At 64.1% G+C, this 16,449-nt stretch carries 13 protein-coding genes and 2 tRNA genes; 7 read left to right on the plus strand and 8 right to left on the minus strand.

Going from position 1 to position 16,449, the window contains the following annotated elements; translation table 11 throughout:
• Positions 1–10: 10 nt before the first annotated feature.
• Positions 11–625, minus strand: coding sequence for a GNAT family N-acetyltransferase (locus LC083_RS11350; protein WP_226700479.1), 615 nt, complete (start codon positions 623–625; stop codon positions 11–13).
• A 61-nt stretch (positions 626–686) separates the two neighbouring features.
• On the opposite strand from LC083_RS11350, the gene LC083_RS11355 reads away from it, so the two are divergent.
• Positions 687–1,424: a sulfite exporter TauE/SafE family protein gene (locus tag LC083_RS11355; protein WP_226700480.1), complete on the plus strand. Its 738-nt coding sequence runs from the start codon at positions 687–689 to the stop codon at positions 1,422–1,424.
• A gap of 8 nt (positions 1,425–1,432) precedes the next feature.
• Here the strand turns inward: LC083_RS11355 and LC083_RS11360 are convergent.
• A tRNA-Asn gene (locus tag LC083_RS11360) sits at positions 1,433–1,507 on the minus strand.
• 97 nt (positions 1,508–1,604) lie between these two features.
• A complete protein-coding gene (locus LC083_RS11365) occupies positions 1,605–2,387 on the minus strand; it encodes an NAD kinase (protein ID WP_226700481.1) in 783 nt (260 codons plus the stop codon).
• 129 nt (positions 2,388–2,516) lie between these two features.
• Between LC083_RS11365 and LC083_RS11370 the strand changes: the two genes are divergently transcribed.
• Complete coding sequence (locus LC083_RS11370) at positions 2,517–3,836, plus strand: GGDEF domain-containing phosphodiesterase (RefSeq protein WP_226700482.1); 1,320 nt, start codon at positions 2,517–2,519, stop codon at positions 3,834–3,836.
• On the opposite strand, the gene mfd is transcribed toward LC083_RS11370, so the two are convergent.
• Complete coding sequence (gene mfd / locus LC083_RS11375; RefSeq protein WP_226700483.1) at positions 3,833–7,324, minus strand: transcription-repair coupling factor; 3,492 nt, start codon at positions 7,322–7,324, stop codon at positions 3,833–3,835. The genes LC083_RS11370 and mfd overlap by 4 nt on opposite strands.
• A 36-nt stretch (positions 7,325–7,360) precedes the next feature.
• On the minus strand, positions 7,361–7,639 hold the full coding sequence (locus tag LC083_RS11380; protein WP_160606549.1) for a succinate dehydrogenase assembly factor 2: 279 nt from the start codon (positions 7,637–7,639) through the stop codon (positions 7,361–7,363).
• Between the two features lie 57 nt (positions 7,640–7,696).
• Between LC083_RS11380 and recG the strand changes: the two genes are divergently transcribed.
• Entirely contained in the window at positions 7,697–9,760 is a 2,064-nt protein-coding gene (gene recG / locus LC083_RS11385; RefSeq protein WP_226700484.1) for an ATP-dependent DNA helicase RecG, read from the plus strand.
• Between the two features lie 22 nt (positions 9,761–9,782).
• Here recG and LC083_RS11390 read toward each other — a convergent pair whose 3' ends face one another.
• Positions 9,783–11,117, minus strand: coding sequence for an ABC1 kinase family protein (locus tag LC083_RS11390; RefSeq protein WP_226700485.1), 1,335 nt, complete (start codon positions 11,115–11,117; stop codon positions 9,783–9,785).
• Positions 11,110–11,583, minus strand: a complete 474-nt coding sequence (locus LC083_RS11395; RefSeq protein ID WP_226700486.1) for a low molecular weight protein-tyrosine-phosphatase — start codon at positions 11,581–11,583, stop codon at positions 11,110–11,112. Before LC083_RS11395 ends, LC083_RS11390 begins: the two co-directional genes overlap by 8 nt.
• 340 nt (positions 11,584–11,923) lie before the next feature.
• Here LC083_RS11395 and LC083_RS11400 point away from each other — a divergent pair, with 340 nt between their 5' ends.
• Positions 11,924–12,730 (plus strand): hypothetical protein, encoded by an 807-nt coding sequence (locus LC083_RS11400; RefSeq protein WP_226700487.1) that lies wholly within the window; start codon positions 11,924–11,926, stop codon positions 12,728–12,730.
• Positions 12,731–12,887: 157 nt separating this feature from the next.
• On the opposite strand, the gene LC083_RS11405 is transcribed toward LC083_RS11400, so the two are convergent.
• Positions 12,888–12,964, minus strand: a tRNA-Pro gene (locus LC083_RS11405).
• A 108-nt stretch (positions 12,965–13,072) separates the two neighbouring features.
• On the opposite strand from LC083_RS11405, the gene thyA reads away from it, so the two are divergent.
• From thyA to LC083_RS11420, 3 genes are all read left to right on the plus strand, one after another.
• Positions 13,073–13,999 carry a thymidylate synthase gene (gene thyA / locus LC083_RS11410; protein WP_226700488.1) on the plus strand — a complete coding sequence of 309 codons (927 nt, stop codon included), beginning with the start codon at positions 13,073–13,075 and terminating at the stop codon, positions 13,997–13,999.
• A gap of 77 nt (positions 14,000–14,076) precedes the next feature.
• A complete protein-coding gene (locus tag LC083_RS11415; RefSeq protein WP_226700489.1) occupies positions 14,077–15,393 on the plus strand; it encodes a 3-methyl-2-oxobutanoate dehydrogenase (2-methylpropanoyl-transferring) subunit alpha in 1,317 nt (438 codons plus the stop codon).
• A gap of 56 nt (positions 15,394–15,449) precedes the next feature.
• A complete protein-coding gene (locus tag LC083_RS11420) occupies positions 15,450–16,448 on the plus strand; it encodes an alpha-ketoacid dehydrogenase subunit beta (protein ID WP_224832712.1) in 999 nt (332 codons plus the stop codon).
• The last annotated feature ends 1 nt before the right edge of the window (position 16,449 follow it).

Consider the following 16,449-nt stretch of genomic DNA (forward strand, 5'->3'; position numbering starts at 1 on the left):
CGCGCGGCGTTCAGGCGCTGCGCGGCTCGCGCACCATCGGCACCAGCGGCGGGGCGTCGGGCGTCGGCCTGATTTCCCCGCACACCACGAAGCCGAGCGAGCCATAGAACCCCGCATTGGCCGGGTTCGAATTCTCAAGGTACGCCGGAACTCCCAAGCGGTCGCAGGCTGCGAGCACGGGCGCGATAAGCTTGCGTCCAAGCCCCTTACCCTGCGCGCCTGGACGCACGGCAATGCTGAACAAATAGGCATGCTCGAAATCGGGGTGGACCTTGTCCATCGCTTCGCCGGTCATGATGCCGCGCCGCACCGCTCCCGGCCCGCATTTGAACAGCGTGGGCAGGGCAAAAGCTGCATAATCCGCCGTGCTGAAGCTCGCGTCGCCGCCCGGCAGCATCCACATGCAGGCGCCCTCATTGCCATGCGTGTAGCAATAGCCGCGGGGGGCGTAGATGCGCCGCGCTTGTAGGTGAAACAGGTGGCTGATGCCGGCGAAATTGCCGAACAGCCAGTGGTTGAAGGGATCGTTCCTGAACCCGTCCGCGGTAATATCGCCGAGCTTGCGTGCCTCTGCGGGGCCTGCGCGAACCAGCCCTTCGTGCAGTACGATATCGCTGCTTTGCATGTGATCCTGCCCCTCGAAGCGCGATGCTAGCCTGCACCGGCGAAGCGGTCTAGGCAGGGCCATGGCCTCGCTCGCCCTTGCATTCCTGATCGTGGCCTTGCTTTACGCCAGCGTGGGGTTCGGTGGCGGCTCCACCTACAATGCCATGCTGGCCCTTTCCGGCGTAGACTACCGCATCCTTCCGCTGATTGCGCTGGTCTGCAATATCGTGGTCGTGGCAGGCAGCACTGTTCGTTTCGCGCGGGCAGGCGTCACGCCCTGGCGCGGCGCGCTGCTGCTGACCGTCATCGCTGCGCCTGCTGCCTTTCTCGGCGGGCTTACCCCGATCGGCGAAAGCGCATTCCTGGCTCTGCTGGGCGCTGCCCTGCTGCTGACCGCGCTGACCATGCTATTGCCAGTGGTAGGTAACGAGGGGGAGCCGGCAGGCTGGTCGCGCTTCATGCCGTTCATGGCGGCACCGCTAGGTTACCTTGCGGGCATCGTGGGTATCGGAGGCGGCATCTTCCTCGCCCCGCTCCTGCACCTTGCACGCTGGAATTCGGCGCGTGCCGTGGCCGCGACGGCAAGCCTGTTCATTCTCGTCAATTCGATGTTCGGGCTGGCGGGCCAGGTGCTCAAGGGCGGGGAGGGCCGCTTTGCCGCTGCTGTCGATATCGGCCTGCCGCTGCTGGTGGCGGTAGCGATCGGGGGGCAGATCGGCAGCCTGCTGGCGCTCAAATACCTGCCGCAACGCTGGATACGCTGGGGCACCGCCGCACTCACCGCATGGGTGGGGCTGCGCCTACTGACTGGAATGTAAGAGAATAGTGGCTCCCCGAGTTGGATTCGAACCAACGACCAAGTGATTAACAGTCACCTACTCTACCGCTGAGCTATCGGGGAGCAGCCCGAAGGCAGGGGTGCGCCTATATGGGCGAGGATTTGCTTTGGCAAGCCGGGTTTTTCAAAAAATCGGGGCGCTGTGGACCGCTGCCCACACTCAGACCACGAATTGCTCTGCAACGATGCGTTCGTCGAGGGAGTGCCCCGGGTCGAACAGCAGGGTGAGCGCCTTGTCGCGCGCGATTTCCAGGCGCACTTCGGCCACGTCGCGCAGCTCGCGCTGGTCGGCCACGGCTGCCACCGGGCGCTTGTCCGCTTCGAGAACGCGGAAGGTCACGCAGCTGCGATCAGGGATGATCGCGCCCTTCCATCGGCGCGGGCGGAAGGCTGAGATCGGCGTCAGTGCGAATAGCTGGGAATCGAGCGGCAGGATCGGCCCGTCGGCCGAGAGGTTGTAGGCGGTCGAGCCGGCAGGCGTCGATAGCAGCACACCGTCGCAGACCAGTTCCTTGATCCGCACCTTGTCGTCCACCGAGACCTCGATCTTGGCGGTCTGGCGGGTTTCGCGCAGCAGCGAGACTTCGTTGATGGCGCAGAAACGCTGGGTGCGCCCGTCCTGCGTCTTCGCCTCCATGGCGAGCGGGCTGATGCTCAGTTCCTTCGCCTTGGCGATGCGCGCCAGCAGCCGTTCGGGCTGGCGGTTGCGGTTCATCAGGAAGCCGACCGTGCCAAGGTTTACCCCGTATGCCGGCACGATACGGTCCGCATCGAGCATGGCGTGGAGGCTTTGCAGCATGAAGCCGTCGCCGCCGAGCACGACGGCGGCATCCGCCTCTTCCAGCGGGACCCAGTCGGCGAGCGGGCGGAAAACCTGCTCGGCGGCTTCCTGTGCCCGATCGGAATCGGAAACCAGCAGTGCCAGTCGGCTGTAATCGCCCATTGCCTGTCCCGTCTTCGCCCGCCGGTACGGCGCGGCAGTGGAGCGCATCCCTATGGAACGGCGTCCCATTTGGCAACAAAGCCGGAATTTGTGGCATAATTTTTACGTTAGGGGGATAAGCGGTGTTGCATGGGTCGTGCGATTGAGCCGGATATGGACGAAACGAGGGACATTCTGACGGGTCTCGCCGACCCGGCGCAAATGCGCCGGACGGTGTGGCGTTGGCAGTCGGAATGGCCGGGCTATGCCGGCAACTGTCCCATCCATGCGATGCTCATCACCATCGGCAGGATCGACACTGTGAATGTCGCTTTCGGCGAAAGCACAGGCGACGTGGCGCTGGTCGAAGTGGCCCAGCGCATCCGGCATTTCGCAGCCGACGAACTTGAAAGCGGCGTCTGGCTGGCTGCACGGCTCAATGGCGGAAATTTCGTGCTGCTGGCGCGCGAAGAGTGCACGAGAGAGCGCTGGCAGTGGCTGGCAGAGGCACTGGCCGATGCGATTGCAGGGCCCATCGCCAATCCCGAAGGTGGCGCGAATTTGCGGCTCTGGCCGCGGCTCGCCCTGATGCGGGCCGGCGAAAACGACGATGCCGATTCCATCCTCGACCGCCTGTCCGAAGTTGCGGCACGCACCCGCCATTCCGCCGGTTCGCGTATCGCATGGTCGAGCGGGGCGGTCGCAGCGAGCAAGCGCTCGAGCCACGAACTGGAAGCCGACCTTCTCGCGGCCATCGACGGCGAGGAGATCGAGATCCTGTTCCAGCCGCAATATTCGCTCGACACCGACGAGATGATCGGGGCCGAGGCACTTGCCCGCTGGCACCACCCGCAGATCGGCCGCATGGGGGCAGCATCGCTGTTCCAGATCGCCGAGCGCGCCGACCATACGGCGCACCTTTCGCGCCATATCGCCCAGCGCGCGATGGAGCAGGCGCGCGACTGGCCCGCACACCTGCGCCTGTCGCTCAACATCACGCCGGCGGACCTCGGGGCCGACAATTTCGCGCTCGATTTCGCGCGCCTGTCTGAACGTGTCGGCTTTTCCCTCGAACGCGTGACGCTGGAGATCATCGAGCAGGTGCTGCTGGGCGATCTCGACCGCGTGGCGAGCGTGCTCGATCAGCTGAAGCTGCTCGACTGCCGCATCGCGCTCGACGATTTCGGCGCGGGCTTCTGCAATTTCCGCTACCTCAAGGTGCTGCCGCTCGACTGCATCAAGCTCGACCGGTCGATGGTCGACGGCGTGGCCGAGGACGAACGGGACCAAGCGGTGTTCCGCGCCATCATGGGCATGGCGCGAGCGCTTGAACTCAAGGTTCTGGTCGAAGGCGTGGAGACTGCCAAGCAGCGCGATTTCTGCGCTGCCGAGGGCTGCGAATATTATCAGGGCTTCCTGCGTGCAGAACCCGTCGCGGTGACGGACTTCCTCGCGCTCGCTTCCGCCTAGGCGGCCTGCTTTTCGCGCTTCTTCGACTTGCGGGCGATGCCCGACAGCCCCTTCGTCAGCTGGAACAGCCCGTTGAGGCGACTTTCCGGCGAATTCCATGCGCGGCTGATCACCAGCTTCATGTCGGGCCGCAATTTCGCCGTCCCCTGCAGCCGGTCGACATAGGCGATGAGACCCGGGCCGTCGGGGAAATCGTCCTGGTGGAAAGTGACCAGCGTGCCGGCCGCGCCGACATCGATCTTGGCGATATTGGCCTCGATCGCCTGCAGCTTGATCTGGATGAGGCGGACGAGGTTCTCGGTCGCGGAAGGCAGCGGACCGAAGCGGTCGATCATCTCGGCCGCCAGTGCCTCGACATCGCCCTTGCTCTCCGCATCGTTGAGACGGCGGTAGAGCGCCATGCGCACGGCAAGATCGGGGACGTAATGTTCCGGGATCATGATGGGTGCATCGACCGTGATCTGCGGGCTGACCGTCTCGCGCTTGGGCTCGAGGCCCAGTTCGCCTGCCTTGGCGGCCAGGATCGCGTCTTCCAGCATCGACTGGTAAAGCTCGAACCCGACCTCGCGGATATGGCCCGACTGCTCGTCGCCGAGCAGATTGCCCGCGCCGCGAATGTCGAGGTCGTGGCTGGCCAACTGGAAACCTGCGCCCAGGCTGTCGAGATCGCCCAGCACCTTGAGGCGCTTTTCCGCCACCTCCGACAGTTGGGTATCGGCGGCATACGTGAGGTAGGCGTAGGCGCGCAGTTTCGACCGTCCCACGCGCCCGCGTAGCTGGTAGAGCTGGGCAAGACCGAAGATGTCGGCGCGGTGGATGATGATCGTGTTCGCGCTCGGCAGGTCGAGGCCGCTTTCGACGATCGTGGTCGCCAGCAGCACGTCGTACTTGCCCTCGTAGAAGGCGCTCATGCGCTCTTCGATTTCGCCTGCACCCATCTGGCCGTGAGCGGCGACGAATTTCACTTCCGGTACGTGTTCGTGGAGCCAGTCTGACACCTGCTCCATGTCCGAAATGCGCGGCACGACGATGAAGCTCTGCCCGCCGCGATGGTGTTCGCGCAGCAGCGCCTCGCGCATCACCATGTCGTCCCATTCCATCACGTAGGTGCGCACCGCAAGGCGGTCGACCGGCGGCGTCTGGATGGTGGACAGCTCGCGCAGGCCCGTCATCGCCATTTGCAGCGTGCGCGGGATGGGCGTGGCGGTCAGCGTCAGCATATGCACGTCGGCGCGCAGCTGCTTGAGCTTTTCCTTGTGGTTCACCCCGAAGCGCTGCTCCTCGTCCACGATGACGAGGCCGAGGTTCTTGAACTTGGTCTGCTTCGACAGGATCGCGTGAGTGCCGACGACAATGTCGATATCGCCTTTCTCCAGCCCTTCGCGCGTGTCCTTCATCTCCTTGGCGGGGACGAGGCGCGACAGGCGGCGGACCTCCAGCGGGAAGCCGTTGAAGCGCTGGCTGAAGTTTTCGAAATGCTGGCGTGCAAGCAGGGTGGTCGGCGCAACAATCGCGACCTGCTGGCCATTCATCGCGGCGACGAAAGCGGCGCGAAGGGCAACCTCGGTCTTGCCGAAGCCGACGTCGCCGCACACCAGCCGGTCCATCGGCTTGCCGCTTTCGAGATCGGACAGGACGTCGGCGATGGCGCGGTCCTGGTCGTCGGTTTCCTCGTACTGGAAGCGGTCGAGGAACTGGTTGTACGGGCCTTCCTCGACCGCGAGCACGGGCGCCTTTCGCAGGGCGCGGGCTGCGGCAACCTTGAGCAATTCGCCCGCGATTTCACGGATGCGCTCCTTCAGGCGGGCGCGGCGCTTTTGCCAGGCCTCGCCGCCCAGCTTGTCGAGCATGACCGCTTCTTCGGAAGAGCCGTAGCGGCTGAGAACGTCGATGTTCTCCACCGGGATGAACAGCTTGTCGCCGCCCTTGTATTCCAGCTGCACGCAGTCGTGCTTCGACTTGCCGACCTGGATGGGCGAGAGGCCGAGATACTTGCCGATCCCGTGCTCGGTATGGACGATGAGATCGCCCACAGCGAGCGCCTGCAGTTCGGCGAGGAAGGCGTCGGCGTCCTTGCGCTTCTTCTTGCGGCGCACGAGGCGGTCGCCGAGAATGTCCTGCTCGGTGAGCAGTTCCATCTCGTCATTCGCGAAGCTGGCCTCCAGCGGCAGAACCATGGCGGCGGGCTTGCCTTTGGCGCTGAGACCGAGCGCTTCCTGCCAGCTGTCCGCCAGCGCGACCGGCTGGCCCGCTTCTTCCAGGATCGAGGCGATGCGGGCGCGGCTGCCGGTCGAATAGGCGGCCAGCAGCGGGCGCTTGCCCGCCTTGCCGAGTGCTTTCAGATGGTCCGCCAGCACCGGATAGACATTGTCGCCGCGTGCGCGCTCGGGCGTGAAATCGCGGCCCGAGCGGAAGCCGAAATCGACCACCGTGTCGCTCTCGGGCTCGTCGAAGGGCGTTGCGCGGTGCGCGGGCGCTGCGGCAAGCGCCTGCTTGAACTCGTCTTCCGTCAGGTAGAGCGCATCAGGTGCCAGCGGGCGGTAATTGCCCTTGGCCTGCCCGCTGATCGCCTTGCGCTGTTCGAAATAGTCGGAGACGTCCTTGATGCGCTCTTCCGCCGCAGCGAGCGAAGTTTGGTCGATGACGACGAGGTCATCCTCGCCGAGGTGGTCGAACAGCGTGACCAGCCGGTCTTCGAACAGCGGCAGCCAGTGTTCCATTCCGGCGAGCCTGCGCCCCTCGCTGACCGCTTCGTAGAGCGGGTCCTGCGTGGCATTGGCGCCGAACATCTCGCGATACCGGCTGCGGAAGCGCTTGATGCTGTCTTCGTCGAGCAGCGCCTCGCTGGCAGGCAGCAGCAAATGGCTGTCGAGCCTGCCGGTGGACATCTGCGTGTTCGGGTCGAAACTGCGCAGGGACTCCAGCTCGTCGCCGAAGAAGTCGAGCCGCAGGGCTTCGTCGAGGCCGCTCGGGAAGACGTCCACAATCGACCCGCGAATGGCGTATTCGCCCTTGTCGATGACCGTGTCGGTGCGGCTGTATCCCTGTTTCTGGAGCAGCAGCGACAGGCTTTCACGTCCGATTTCCGTGCCGGGTTTGAACTCGCGCACGCTCTCGCGAATGCGGAAGGGCGTGAGCACGCGCTGGAGCACGGCATTGGCCGTGGTGACGACCAGCTGCGCCTTCGCCTTGCCGGTCTGCAGGCGGTGAAGCGCGGCAAGCCGCTTGGCGCTGACCGACAGGGCCGGGCTGGCACGGTCGTAGGGCAGCGAATCCCATGCGGGAAATTCGATGACGTCGAGCTCGGGCGCGAAGAAATGCGCCGCATCGGTGATGGCCCGCATCGCCGCATCGTCGGGCGCGATGAAGACGGCGCGTCCCGTGCTGGCGCGCGCAAGGTCGGCCATCACCAGCGGCTGCGCCCCGCGGGCGACCTGCGCCAGCGTCAGCGGCTGGCGGGCTTTGAGGATCCGGGAAAGGTCGGGCATCGAAGGGACAGCGCGATAGCGTCCCCCCTGTTCCCGTCAACGCGGAATGTCGACGTAATCGAGCAGCTGCATCTTCGCCATCAGCGCGCCCTGGAAGCGGACCGGCGTTTCCTGCGTCTTCAGCGCCCAGGCCATGACATCGACGTCGTCTTCCTCGAGCAGCGCCTCGAACCAGCCGAGTTCTTCTTCGCCCCAGCCTTCGTGATAGCGGTCGAAAAAGCCGCCGATCATGTAGTCGGCTTCGCGCGTGCCGCGGTGCCAGGCACGGAAACGGGCGCGCTGCTTGCGGCCTTCGAATGTCAGGGCTTGAACCATGGATGGGGCGGGTAGGGCACTCGCCAAACGCGTGCAAGCGGCTATAGCGTGTGGACGATGCGGCCCGACGTCCTCAACCCCCTGTTCGCCGAAACGGAGACGCTGGACGGCGTCGGCCCGAAGCTGAAGAAGCCGCTCGACAAGCTCGGCCTGACGCGGCTGCGCGACCTCGTTTACCACCTGCCCGAACGCTTCGTGTCGCGGCGCGCAGTGGAGACGCTGGACGAGGCGGGCGAGGGCGAGAACATCGTCGTCAAGCTGACCGTGACCGAACATCGCAGCGGGCGCTCGCCGCGTGCGCCATACCGCGTGCTGGCGCAGGACAGCATCGGCAACGTCCTCGCACTGACCTATTTCGGGCGCGCGTCCTATACTGCCAAGAAACAGCTGCCCGTCGGCGAGACGCGCTGGGTGGCCGGCAAGCTCGAACGCTTCGGCGACATGCTGCAGATCGTCCATCCCGACCACGTGGTGGAGGAAGGCGGCGATACGCTGCAGCGCCTGTGTGAGCCGGTCTATCGCCTGTCCGAAGGGCTGACCCAGCCCAAGCTGGCGGGCCTCGTCGAGCAGGCGCTGGCGAAGTGCCCCGACCTGCCTGAATGGGTCGAACCGACACAGGTCGCCAAGGAAAGCTGGCCCGCATGGCGCGAGGCTGTTGTCCGTTCGCACAAGGCCGAGGACAAGCTGGCGCGCGACCGGCTCGCCTATGACGAGCTGTTCGCCAATTCGCTGGCCCTGATGCTGGTGCGCGCCGACAACCGCCGGCGCAAGGGCCAGCCCCTGAAGGGCGATGGCAGCTATCGCGGCAAGCTCGACCTGCCGTTCCCGCTGACGGGGGCGCAGAAGCGTTCGATTGCCGAGATCGAGGGCGATATGGCGCAGGAAGCGCCGATGCTGCGCCTGCTGCAGGGCGATGTCGGGGCGGGCAAGACCGTCGTAGCCCTCGAAGCCATGCTCATCGCGGTGGAGGCGGGCGCGCAGGCGGCCTTGCTGGCGCCGACCGAAATCCTCGCCCGCCAGCATTACGAGAGCCTGCGCCGCATGGCGGAGCCGACCGGCGCGCATGTCGCCCTGTTGACGGGCCGCGACAAGGGCAAGGCGCGCGAGGCGACGCTGATGGGCCTGCTCGACGGTAGCATCGACATCGTCGTCGGCACGCATGCGATTTTCCAGGACAAGGTCGCCTATCGCAATCTCGCCACGGTGGTGATCGACGAACAGCACCGCTTTGGTGTCGGCCAGCGCCTGATGCTGGCGAGCAAGGGCAAGCGCGCACCGCACGTCCTCGCCATGACCGCAACACCCATCCCGCGCACGCTGACGCTGGCGCAATATGGCGAACTGGACGTCAGCAAGCTCGACGAACTGCCACCGGGACGACAGGCCATCGACACGGTGGTGATGGGGCAGGACCGCATCCCTGCACTGGTGGAACGGCTCGCGGCGCAAATCGCCGAAGGGCGGCAGGCCTACTGGGTCTGCCCGATGGTCCGCGAAAGCGACGGTGCGGACGAGATCGCGGCTGCCGAGGCCCGTTATGCCTCGCTGAAGGAGCGGTTCGGCGACGACGTCGTACTCGTCCACGGCCAGCTGGCCCCGGAAATGAAGGATGCGGCCATGGAACGCTTCGCCAGCGGCCATGCCAAGCTGCTGGTGGCGACCACGGTGATCGAGGTCGGGGTCGACGTGCCCAATGCGACGCTCATGGTGATCGAGCAGGCGGAGCGGTTCGGCCTTGCCCAGTTGCACCAATTGCGCGGACGCGTCGGGCGGGGGAGCGAGAAGAGCTTCTGCGTCCTGCTGCACGGCGAAATGCTGTCGGAAACCGCACGCGAACGCCTCGCCCTGATGCGCGAGACGCAGGATGGCTTCGTCCTTGCGGAAGAAGATCTGCGCCTTCGCGGCGGAGGCGAATTGCTCGGCACGCGGCAATCGGGCGACACGCCCTTCGCCATCGCCAGTTTCGAGCAGATCACCGAATTGCTGCCCAAGGCGCATGACGATGCCCGCCTGCTGATGGAACGCGACGGTGGCCTGGAGGGCGACCGCGGTGAGGCGGCGCGCATCCTGCTTTACCTGTTCGAGCGCGATTTCGGCGTGAAGACCCTGCGCGGAGGCTAGGTCTCGGACGCAGCGGGCAAACCTAGGCCGCCGTCTCTGCCAGCAGCTCCCTGACAGTCGAACGCACGTCTACCCGTGCCTTCAGCCTTGCCCCGAGCAGCGCGGTGCCGCTCACCTTGCGCTGGACGAACAGCGTTTCGGGCGGCGGAACGTGCCAGCTCTGCTTGTCCTTGGCGATCGGCATCGCCTCTTCCGTAATCTCGGGCACGAAGGCACGGTCGCCGAAGTCGAACTTCCCGGGCCGCGCCATTTCGGTGACGATGATGTCGATGGCCCGGACAATACGCTCTGGATGGCGCGCAAGGGCTTGCGGGGAAATGAAACCGGCGGCCAGCGCTTCCTCGCGCACCCGTTCGCGGTCCTCGTCCAGCCCCGCCTGCAGCAGGCGGCGATAGTGCGATGCGACTGCCGGATCGACCTTTCGGGCAGCGCCGAAATCGAGCAGCACGACTTGCCCGGTATCGGCGCGGAAGCGGTAGTTCGCAAAATTGGGATCGGTCTGCATGAAGCCGAAATCGAATAATTCGCGCCCGACCAGCTCGATGAAGCTCGAAAAGACCGAATCGCGCAGGTCTTGCGGTTCGTCCGCCAGCGCCTCGATCGGACGGCCCTCCTCGAAACTCATGGCAAGGATGTGCGGGCGGGTCAGGTCCGGCTGGAGTTCGGGCACCACGAAGCGCGCATCGCCTTCCAGCAGTTCGGCATAGACCTGCATCATCCGGCCTTCGCGCTCGTAATCGGCTTCCTCGCGCAGCTGCTCCTTCGCCGCTGCCAGCATCGGCACGATGTCTAGGTTGTCGGGCAAAAGGCCGGTCATGCGCAGCAGTCCGGCGACATTGTCGACGTCCGATTCGATGCTCTTGGCAACACCGGGATATTGCACCTTGATAGCCACCGCGCGCCCGTCGCGGGTCAGAGCACGGTGGACCTGTCCGATGGACGCGGCGGCGATGGGACGCGGCTCGAACCGGCGGAAGAGCTTGCGCCAGTCCGCCCCCCACTGCTCGGCCAGCACCTTGTCGAGCTGGCGCGGCGGCATGAAGTCGGCCTGTTCGCGCAGGCGGGCGAGGATGGCGGAAAGCTCGGGCGGCAGGACATCGCCTGCGTCCATGGAAATCATCTGGCCCAGCTTCATCGCCGCGCCGCGCATGTGCGACAGCTTGTCCGCCATGCGTTTTGCATTGCCGGGGGTGAGGAGCAGCTGGTCCATGCTCGGCCGCTCGCCAGCAGCCAGTCGCCGTGCGCCTTCGCCCAGCGCGCCGGCGACCATGCCGCCGGCCAGCCCGCCGAAGCCTGCCAGCCTGCCCAGGCGCGATGCCGGGACCGGCCGCGCACGCCGCTTGTCTTCGTCAGCCATTCCGCTTGCTCAGCAATTCGACCAGCGCATCGGCGGCCATCGTCACGTCTTCCCAGGTTGCGCGGAAATTGTCCTCGCCGCCATACCACGGGTCGGAGAGTTCGCGCCCTTCGCTGCCCGGCACGAGGTCGAGCAGCATGGCCGTGCGCGCCTTCCCATTGCCGGGATCGCGCGCGGCGATACCCTGCATGTTCGACCGGTCCATGCCGAAGATGAAATCGAAGCGGTGGAAGTCCTCTGCCGCCAACTGCCGTCCGCGATAGCCCGAAATATCGATGCCTTGCCTGTGCGCTTCGTCGATACTGCGCGGATCGGGCGGCTGGCCGACATGGTAGTCGGCAGTGCCCGCGCTATCGACATGGACGTCGAGCCCGGCCTCCTCCGCAGCGCGGCGGAAAGCGGCTTCGGCAAGGGGCGAACGGCAGATATTGCCGAGGCAGACGAACAACACGGAATGGGACGGCATGACCGCCCAACGAGGCAGCGGCCCCGTGGTTTCAAACAAATGTTGATTTGGTGGCACGCGAGGGACGCGGTGCAGGATAAATGGTCGGGGAGACTCCATTCGTTCCGCGTGAGGTAGGGTGAGTGGTGATATTTGGCACGAAAACAGAACCTTGCAAGACCTCAATGTTCTGCGAACATGTTGGCTTGCCGGCTACTTGGATCGTAGTTACCCCGCCACCTGAGATGAGCGACAGTGGAGTCCATCGCACAAGAAAGTCTTAAGGTTTCGACGCGTTCTGTTTTGAAGTCAGAAGCTGTGACTGTAACTTCGGCAGCTACTGAGAGTTCTGGAGGGTGAGATGAGATTCTTATTTGCAATGAGTTGTTTGATGTTGGCTGGATCTGTTCACAGCCAAGCACTGGCTCAAGCAGATACGTGCCAGAGTTATATTGGGCAGACGCTACAAACTCAGTCTTTCGATGAAGTTTGGAACTCACTTCCAAGCGTTTCACCGCAAGGTGAGTATGAGAGTAATGCGGCTTATGAAGCCCGTATAGGTACGCTAGATCCCAGGCCGCCGGTCTGGATTAGACGGAGTACCGCTGATAAGCAGAAGATTGGAAGTTTCGATCCAAAGATTGGTGCCCTCAAAGTCTCAGACTTCGCTCTCAGCACTTACATGCCATTCGGCTTCGGCTACAAACTCAATCTTCCCAAGCCGAGCAATGCCTTTGGATTCGCAGCTACGGATTATGGCCGAACTTACGATGAGCCATATGAAGCGTCGAACGCGCTGGGGGCGAAGACGACTGTTACGGTAGCTGTTGATTGGATTGATCTAGTAATCGCGACTGGAAATAATGAAAAAGGTCGTGAATGGGACATCCCGTCCGAAAGTTACGCGATGAAATATTGGAATATTTCGGGAACCCCAGATCGATTGAAGGAAATATCTGAATCTGGCAACTATGTTTGGCTTGTTGCTCCTGTTAAAAAAGCAGGCGAAAACCTAAGAGAGCAAACTTCGTTTGCGAAGTTCAATAACCCGGTCGACCGAAGCGTCGTTGCAAAGCGAGTGTTGCTTGCAGACTTCATGTGTGCGGGCCTTATTGACAGGAGCGGCGTCGTTCTTCAGGCCTCGCCGATCAAGTCGAAGAGGTTTTGATTGATTGGCGCTGTTTCCGAGTGGGGGCCTCAGGAACTCTCGAGATCAGAGACTGTGGTTGGTCAGCCGGGTGACCTTTACAGGTGCCCCGGATAGGTGCCCCAGAAGGAGGCCTTCCTGGCTCATAAACATCTGAAAAATAAAAGAAAAAGATAGTTGGTCGGGGAGAGAGGATTCGAACCTCCGGCCCCTGCCTCCCGAAGACAGTGCTCTACCAGGCTGAGCTACTCCCCGACCGGATGCTTGCGGGGCGGACCCCGCGAGGCAGAGGCGGCCCTATAGGTGTGGATTGCTGCACACGCAAGCAGGCATTTCGCGGAAAATCGGGATAGGGCGGCAGGCGTGTCACAGCAGCATTACGAGCAGCAATATCTCGACCTCATGCGCCGCATCTGGCGCGAGGGTGACGAGCGCAGCGACCGCACGGGCGTAGGCACGAGGTCCGTCTTCGGGGCCATGCTCCGTTTCGACCTTGCGGGCGGCGCCATGCCGCTCATCACGACCAAGCGGGTCTACTGGAAGACCGCCACGCGCGAGATGCTGTGGTTCCTCACCGGTGATACCAACATCCGACCGCTGGTGCTGCAGGGCGTGAAGATCTGGAACGAGTGGCCGCACGCGCGCTATGTAAAGGAGACGGGCGAGGAGATCGCGCTCGACGACTTCGTCCAGCGGATCGCCGATGACGAGGCATTTGCCGAGCGCTGGGGCGATCTCGGTCCGGTCTACGGCAAGCAATGGGTGGACTGGCCGACCTATCGCTATCGCAAGGACGGGCTCTACGAGAAGGGCGAGGGGATCAACCAGATCGCCGAGGTGGTCGAATCGCTGAAGGTGAATCCGGGCAGCCGCCGCCACATCATCGAGGGCTGGAACGTGGCCGAACTCGATTCGATGGCACTGCCGCCGTGCCACAAGACCTACCAGTTCCACGTGGCGGACGGGCGACTCAACGGGTTGCTCTACCAGCGCAGCTGCGACGTCGCGCTGGGGCTGCCGTTCAACCTGTGGTCGGCGGCGCTGCTGCAGCGCATGCTGGCCGACCAGGCGGGACTCGAGCCGGGCGAATTCGTGTGGATGGGCGGCGATACGCACCTGTATCTCAACCACGAACACCTCGTCGAAGAGCAGCTGGAGCGGGAACCGCAAGGTCATCCGACGCTTGAGATTTTGCGGCGTCCGGCCTCGATCTTCGACTACCGCATTGAGGATTTCGCGGTTCACGACTACACGCCGCACGGGCCCATCAAGGCCCCCGTCGCGGTCTGAACCGGCACCATCTTGACCGTTTCTCCCGCGTGAAATAAAATAACGCCCAAGCGTAAGATTGCGTCTGGAGAGAGTCTATGGCCGACAGGCCCCCTGCCGAGGGTGACCGGACAGCAGCGAAAGCCGGCGACAACCGCCCCACGCTTTCGCTCCATGTTCCCGAACCCAAGTTCCGTCCCGGTGATACGGTCGACTTTTCGCATATCGAGGTGCCGGAAGCAGGCGCGCAGCCGCGCCCCGACGAGACCACCGATCCCAAGGATATGCGCGATTTCGCCTATGGCTTGATCCGCGTGCTGGGCGATGACCACAAGGCGCACGGACCCTGGGACCCCAAGCTCGATCCCGAAACCCTGCGCACCATGCTCGGCCACATGGCCATGACCCGCGCGTTCGACGAACGGATGTTCCGCGGCCAGCGGCAGGGCAAGACCAGCTTCTACATGAAGTGCACCGGCGAGGAGGCGACCAGCGTGTCCGCCTCCATGGCGCTGGCGGGCGACGACATGATCTTCCCCAGCTACCGCCAGCAGGGCATCCTGATCCAGCGCGGCTACCCGATGATCGAGATGATCAACCAGATCTACTCGAACAAGGGCGACAAGCTGAAGGGCCGCCAGCTGCCGATCATGTATTCGAGCCGCGAGCACAGCTTCTTCTCGATCTCCGGCAACCTCGCCACGCAGACCCCGCAGGCGGTCGGCTGGGCGATGGCGAGCGCGATCAAGGGCGACAGCCGCATTGCCGCGACCTGGGTGGGCGAGGGCAGCACCGCGGAAGGCGACTTCCATTCCGCCTGCCTGTTCGCAACCGTCTACAATGCGCCGGTGATCTTCAACGTGGTCAACAACCAGTGGGCCATTTCCAGCTTCAGCGGCTTTGCTGGTGCCGAGCGTGCGACCTTTGCGGCGCGCGGCCTCGGGTACGGTATCGCTTCGCTGCGCGTCGACGGCAACGACCCGCTCGCCTGCTATGCGGCGGAACAGTGGGCCGCCAACCGCGCCCGCGCGAACGCCGGTCCGACCGTGATCGAGTTCTTCAGCTACCGCGCCGAAGGCCACTCCACCTCCGACGATCCGTCCGGCTATCGCAGCGCGCAGGAGCGTGACGAATGGCCGCTGGGCGATCCCGTCATGCGCCTCAAGAACCACCTCATCGCCATCGGCGAGTGGGACGAGGAGCGCCAGCAGGCGATGGATTTGGAAGCGGCGGAATACGTCAAGAAGACCACCAAGGAAGCGGAAGCCAACGGCATCCTCGGCCACGGCCTGCACCATCCTTTCCGCACCATGTTCGAGGATGTGTTCGAGGAACTGCCCTGGCACCTGCAGGAGCAGGCCGAACAGGCGATCCGCGAACGCGAGACCAAGTTTCCGGGAGGGCTCGACCTGTGAGCACCGCAACGAAAACGACCGAAACCGCAGCGACCGGTAGCGAACGCCGCCTCAACATGATCGAGGCGATCAACGAGGCGCTCGACATCTCCATGGCGAAGGACCCCGATGTCGTCGTCATGGGCGAGGACGTGGGCTATTTCGGCGGCGTGTTCCGTTGCACCGCGGGTCTGCAGGAAAAATACGGCAAGACCCGCGTGTTCGACACGCCGATTTCCGAGTGCGGCATCATCGCCGTGGCGGTGGGCATGGGGGCATACGGCCTGCGTCCGGTGCCGGAAATCCAGTTCGCCGACTATATCTACCCCGGCCTCGACCAGCTGATCTCCGAAGCGGCGCGCCTGCGTTATCGTTCGGCGGGTGAATACATCGCCCCGATGACCGTGCGCAGCCCGTTCGGCGGCGGCATCTTCGGCGGCCAGACCCACAGCCAGAGCCCCGAGGCGATCTTCGCCCATGTGGCGGGCCTCAAGACGGTGATCCCGGCGACGCCCTATGACGCCAAGGGCCTGCTGATTTCCGCGATCGAGGACAACGACCCGGTCATCTTCTTCGAGCCCAAGCGCATCTACAACGGCCCGTTCTCCGGCTATTACGACAAGCCGGTGCAGCCGTGGAAGAAGTTCGACGCCAGCATCGTGCCCGAAGGCCATTACAAGATCCCGCTCGGCAAGGCGCGTCTTGCCACCGAGGGCGAGGAACTGACCATCATCGCCTATGGCACCATGGTCCACGTGGTCGAGGCGGTCTGCGCCGAGAAGGGCGTGGAGGCCGACATCATCGACCTGCGCACCATCGTCCCGCTCGACATCGAGACGATCGAGGCTTCGGTGAAGAAGACCGGCCGCTGCCTGATCGTCCACGAAGCCACGCGCACTGCCGGTTTCGGCGCGGAACTCTCCGCGCTCGTCACCGAACGCTGCTTCTACCATCTCGAAGCCCCCGTCGAACGAGTCACCGGCTTCGACACGCCCTATCCCCACAGCCTCGAATGGGCCTACTTCCCCGGTCCGGTCCGTATCGGCGAGGCCCTCGACAAGATCCTGAGCGAGTAAC

The sequence above is a fragment of the Qipengyuania gaetbuli genome (assembly GCF_020524765.1).
Lineage (GTDB): Bacteria > Pseudomonadota > Alphaproteobacteria > Sphingomonadales > Sphingomonadaceae > Qipengyuania > Qipengyuania gaetbuli_A.

What these genes read in the sequence shown, in the direction of transcription:
- LC083_RS11350 (WP_226700479.1), bottom strand. Translation starts at nt 625, where the DNA reads ATGCAAAGCAGCGATATCGTACTGCACGAAGGGCTGGTTCGCGCAGGC.
- LC083_RS11355 (WP_226700480.1), top strand. Translation starts at nt 687, where the DNA reads ATGGCCTCGCTCGCCCTTGCATTCCTGATCGTGGCCTTGCTTTACGCC.
- LC083_RS11365 (WP_226700481.1), bottom strand. Translation starts at nt 2,387, where the DNA reads ATGGGCGATTACAGCCGACTGGCACTGCTGGTTTCCGATTCCGATCGG.
- LC083_RS11370 (WP_226700482.1), top strand. Translation starts at nt 2,517, where the DNA reads ATGGGTCGTGCGATTGAGCCGGATATGGACGAAACGAGGGACATTCTG.
- mfd (WP_226700483.1), bottom strand. Translation starts at nt 7,324, where the DNA reads ATGCCCGACCTTTCCCGGATCCTCAAAGCCCGCCAGCCGCTGACGCTG.
- LC083_RS11380 (WP_160606549.1), bottom strand. Translation starts at nt 7,639, where the DNA reads ATGGTTCAAGCCCTGACATTCGAAGGCCGCAAGCAGCGCGCCCGTTTC.
- recG (WP_226700484.1), top strand. Translation starts at nt 7,697, where the DNA reads ATGCGGCCCGACGTCCTCAACCCCCTGTTCGCCGAAACGGAGACGCTG.
- LC083_RS11390 (WP_226700485.1), bottom strand. Translation starts at nt 11,117, where the DNA reads ATGGCTGACGAAGACAAGCGGCGTGCGCGGCCGGTCCCGGCATCGCGC.
- LC083_RS11395 (WP_226700486.1), bottom strand. Translation starts at nt 11,583, where the DNA reads ATGCCGTCCCATTCCGTGTTGTTCGTCTGCCTCGGCAATATCTGCCGT.
- LC083_RS11400 (WP_226700487.1), top strand. Translation starts at nt 11,924, where the DNA reads ATGAGATTCTTATTTGCAATGAGTTGTTTGATGTTGGCTGGATCTGTT.
- LC083_RS11415 (WP_226700489.1), top strand. Translation starts at nt 14,077, where the DNA reads ATGGCCGACAGGCCCCCTGCCGAGGGTGACCGGACAGCAGCGAAAGCC.
- LC083_RS11420 (WP_224832712.1), top strand. Translation starts at nt 15,450, where the DNA reads ATGATCGAGGCGATCAACGAGGCGCTCGACATCTCCATGGCGAAGGAC.